Annotated in this window: 1 protein-coding gene; it reads right to left on the bottom strand. The window is 67.9% G+C overall.

Going from position 1 to position 1,999, the window contains the following annotated elements; translation table 11 throughout:
* Positions 1–1,999, bottom strand: a 1,999-nt coding sequence (locus JK364_RS54135) for a type I polyketide synthase (RefSeq protein ID WP_230993969.1), incomplete at both ends; no start/stop codon positions are given.

Genomic DNA, 1,999 nt, shown 5'->3' on the forward strand with positions numbered 1-1,999 from the left:
AAAGCCGAGTTCGCTCACGTCCAGCTGCGGCTCGTCCGCAAGGAAGGACCGCAAGCGTCGTGCCTGGGCCCGCAAGGCCGCGTCACCCCGCCCGGACACCACCAGCGGCACAGGGACACCCTTCGGCCAGGACATCACCGGATCGGTCGGATCGGTCGCCGCCGGCGCCGCCTGTTCCAGGATGACGTGGGCGTTGGTGCCGCTGACGCCGAACGCGGACACACCAGCCCTGCGCGGACGCCCCACCACCTCCGGCCACACGCGCTCCTCGGTCAGCAGCTCCACCGCACCCGTCGACCAGTCCACCTGCAATGTCGGCTCCTCCACATGCAATGTTCGAGGCGCGATGCCATGCCGCAATGCCAACACCATCTTGATGACACCGGCCACACCCGCAGCCGCCTGGGCATGGCCGATGTTCGACTTCAACGACCCCATCAACAGCGGCCGATCACGATCCTGACCATACGTAGCCAGCACCGCCTGCGCCTCGATGGGATCGCCCAGTGCCGTTCCCGTGCCATGTGCCTCGACCACGTCCACCTCGGCGGCCGACACACCCGCACTGGCCAGTGCCTGCCGAATGACACGTTGCTGCGACGGACCATTCGGCGCCGTCAGACCGTTCGACGCACCGTCCTGATTCACCGCACTGCCCCGCACTACCGCCAACACCCGATGTCCGAGCCGCTCCGCGTCCGACAGCCGCTCCAGCGCCAACACACCCACGCCCTCGGCCCACCCCGTACCGTCAGCCGAGGCGGCGAAGGACTTGCATCGGCCGTCGACCGACATGCCGCGCTGCCGCGAGAAGGCGATGAAGATGCCGGGCGTGGGCATCACCGTGACACCACCGGCCAGCGCTATCGAGCACTCGCCGGCTCGCAGGGCCTGAGCCGCCAGATGCAACGCCACCAGGGATGAGGAACATGCCGTGTCCACCGCGACCGACGGTCCCTCGAAGCCAAGCGCATAGGACACCCGCCCCGACAGCACACTGGCCGAGGCGCCGAGGCCCAGCATGCCCTCGAGCTCGGCGGGCACCGGCTCTACGCCCGACCCGTAGTTGTGGTACGTCACACCGGAGAAGACACCCACGTCCTTGCCCCGCAGGGTGGTCGGGTCGAGCCCGGCCCGTTCCAGCGCTTCCCACGAGGTCTCCAGCATCAGACGCTGTTGCGGGTCCACGGCAAGCGCCTCACGTGGCGAGATCCCGAAGAAACCCGCGTCGAACTCCCCGGCATCGTGCAGAAATCCGCCTTCGTGTGCGTAGCTGGTGCCGGGGTGGTCCGGGTCCGGATGAAACAGGCCCTCCAGATCCCAGCCACGGTTCACCGGGAAGTCGCTGATGCCGTCCCGCCCGTGAAGCACCAGCTCCCACAGCTCTTCCGGCGTGGAGACTCCCCCCGGCAGTCGACACGCCATGCCCACGATCGCCACCGGTTCGGTCGACACAGCTAGGGGCGCCGATATTGGCCCCGCTACCTCCTCCGGGGCCGGGGCGGCCGTGTCCCCGATGAGCTCGTCACGCAGAAAGTCGGCGAGAATCAGGGGCGTGGGGTAATCAAAGAGCAGGGTGGTCGGCAGGGTCCGGTCGGTGAGTGCGTTCAGACGGTTGCGCAACTGCACGGCGGTGGCCGAGTCGAACCCGATCTGGTTGAACACCATGTCCGGTTCAATGGCATCCAGCGAGGGATGACCCAAGACGCCTGCGGTCTCCTGCCGGACGGTCTCCAGCAGGATGCGTTCCTGCTCCTGCGCTGACTCCCCACGAAGGCGAGCGGTCAACGCGCCAGTCGCCTCGGGCAGTTCAGCCATGCCCGGAAGCTGATCGTCTACGGATCCCGCGTCGGCGGGGGCGGCGCTCTTGAGCCAGTAGTGCTGGTGTTGGAAGGCGTAGGTCGGAAGGTCACACGCGGTGTGCGCGGGGACGTTGCCGAGCAGGGCGGACCAGTCGACGTGGACACCGCGTACATACGCCTCGGCCAGGGAGGTGAGC

Source organism: Streptomyces endocoffeicus (assembly GCF_016741935.1).
Taxonomy (GTDB): domain Bacteria; phylum Actinomycetota; class Actinomycetes; order Streptomycetales; family Streptomycetaceae; genus Streptomyces; species Streptomyces endocoffeicus.